Annotated in this window: 1 protein-coding gene and 1 pseudogene; one reads left to right on the top strand and one right to left on the bottom strand. The window is 72.8% G+C overall.

Annotation, left to right across the window (positions count from 1 at the left end; genetic code table 11):
* Positions 1-32 precede the first annotated feature (32 nt).
* Positions 33-107, bottom strand: a pseudogene (locus AB8Z75_RS33650) (NrdH-redoxin); the annotation flags it as partial.
* 40 nt (positions 108-147) lie between these two features.
* Between AB8Z75_RS33650 and AB8Z75_RS33655 the strand changes: the two are divergent.
* Positions 148-2,346 (top strand): ATP-dependent DNA helicase UvrD2, encoded by a 2,199-nt coding sequence (locus AB8Z75_RS33655; RefSeq protein ID WP_369208740.1) that lies wholly within the window; start codon positions 148-150, stop codon positions 2,344-2,346.
* Positions 2,347-2,423 lie beyond the last annotated feature (77 nt).

The following is a 2,423-nucleotide window of genomic DNA, read 5'->3' on the forward strand; positions in this document are numbered from 1 at the left end:
GGCCGCCCCACGGGGCCGCGAAGAGGGGACTTTCAGGCCCCCATCTTCTCCTTCACCTGCGCCAGGGACGGGTTGGTCAGCGTCGAACCGTCAGGGAAGAGCGGGGAGTCCGTTGCTGCTGWCCCCCCGCCCTGGCAGCATGGCGGGGTGACAGCAGCAACGGACTCCCCGCTCTTCCCGCAGGCACCCGACTCTCCCGACGCGGTGCTCGAGGGCCTCGACCCCGAGCAGCGCGAGGTGGCGACCGCCCTGCACGGTCCGGTGTGCGTGCTGGCCGGCGCGGGCACGGGCAAGACCCGCGCCATCACCCACCGCATCGCCTACGGCGTGCGCGCCGGCATCCTGCCCCCCGCAAGCGTGCTGGCCGTCACCTTCACCCAGCGTGCCGCCGGAGAGATGCGCGGACGGCTGCGCGGCCTGGGCGCCCACGGGGTGCAGGCCCGCACCTTCCACTCCGCGGCGCTGCGCCAGCTGCAGTTCTTCTGGCCCCGCGCGGTGGGCGGCGAGCTGCCGCAGCTCCTCGAACGCAAGGCCGCCCTCGTGGCCGAGGCCGCCACCCGCTGCCGCCTGCGGCTCGACCGCAACGAGCTGCGCGACGTCACCAGCGAGATCGAATGGTCCAAGGTCACCCAGACGGTCCCCGAGGACTACCCGGCGGCTGCGGCCAAGGCAGGCCGCCAGGCCCCTCGCGACCCCGCCGAGACGGGCCGCATCTACGCCTTCTACGAACAGCTCAAGCGCGAGCGCTCCGTGATCGACTTCGAGGACGTCCTGCTGCTGACCGTCGCCGTCCTCGAAGACCGAGCGGACATCGCCGAAACCGTCCGCAGTCAGTACCAGCACTTCGTCGTCGACGAATACCAGGACGTCAGCCCCCTCCAGCAGCGCCTCCTGGAGCTGTGGGTCGGCGAGCGGGAGAGCTTGTGCGTCGTCGGCGACGCCAGCCAGACGATCTACTCCTTCACCGGCGCCACCGCCGACCACCTCCTCGACTTCCGCACCCGCCATCCGAACGCCACCGTCGTCAAGCTCGTCCGCGACTACCGCTCCACCCCTCAGGTGGTGCACCTCGCCAACGGCCTGCTGACCCAGGCCACCGGCCGGGCGGCCGAGCACCGCCTCGAACTCGTCTCCCAACGCGAGGCGGGCCCCGACCCCGTCCACGCCGAGTACGCCGACGAGCCCGGCGAAGCCGAGGGCACCGCGCGCCGTATCCGCGACCTGATCGCCTCCGGCGTACCGGCCAGTGAGATCGCCGTCCTCTACCGCATCAACGCGCAGTCCGAGGTCTACGAACAGGCTCTCGCCGATGTCGGAGTCCCCTGCCAGCTGCGCGGCGCCGAACGCTTCTTCGAGCGCCCCGAGGTCCGCGAGGCCTTCGTGGTGCTGCGCGGCGCCGCCCGCGCCGGTGGCAACGACGCCCTGCTGGACGACGCCGTCGACCTCCCCTCCCAGGTGCGCGCTGTCCTCGGCACCAAGGGCTGGTCGCCGCAGGCCCCGGCAGGCTCAGGCGCCGTGAGGGACCGCTGGGAGTCCTTGGCAGCCCTGGTACGCCTGGCGACGGACTTCGCCGCTGCCCGCCCCCAGGCGGCACTCTCCGATCTCGTCACCGAGCTGGACGAACGGGCCAGGGCCCAGCACGCCCCCACGGTCGAAGGCGTCACCCTCGCCTCCCTCCATGCGGCCAAAGGCCTGGAGTGGGACGCGGTCTTCCTCGTCGGCCTCACCGACGGCATGCTCCCTCTCACCTACGCCAAGACCGACGAGCAGATAGAAGAGGAACGCCGCCTGCTCTACGTCGGGATCACCCGCGCCCGCCGCATCCTCACCCTCTCCTGGGCCCTGGCCCGCTCCCCGGGTGGCCGCCCGGGCAGACAGCCGAGCCGCTTCTTGAAGGGGCTCCGTCGCGCCGGGGGAGGAGCGGCCCCACGGCCGGGCACGGTCACCGGCAGCGTGGAGGGTGGCGCCGCCCCGTACCGGGTCCCCGGCGCGCGCTCGCGGGTGCGCCGTGCTCCGGCGCGGTGCCGGGTGTGCGGGCGTACGCTCACCGACCCGGGCGAGGTGAAGCTGATGCGTTGCGAGGACTGCCCCTCGGAGCTCGACGAGGTGCTCTACGAACGCCTGCACGAGTGGCGTGCGGGCCAGGCCGCCCTGCTGGGCCAGCCCGACTACTGCGTCTTCACCGACAAGACACTGCTGGCCATCGCCGAGACCGTCCCCGGCGACGAGGCGGCCCTCGCCCGGATCTCCGGCGTCCGCGCGCGCAAACTCCAGCAGTACGGCGCCGACGTCCTGGCCCTGTGCGCGGGTGAGGAGCTCCCCCGGGCGGAGGAAAAGGAGACGTAACACAGAACGCGACGGAAGGAGGCGGCGGCGGTGGGTGGGCGCCTGCACGAGTGGCGTGCGGGCCAGGCCGCCCTGCT

Origin of the sequence: Streptomyces sp. PU-14G (assembly GCF_041028275.1) — a bacterium.
Taxonomy (GTDB): Bacteria; Actinomycetota; Actinomycetes; order Streptomycetales; family Streptomycetaceae; genus Streptomyces.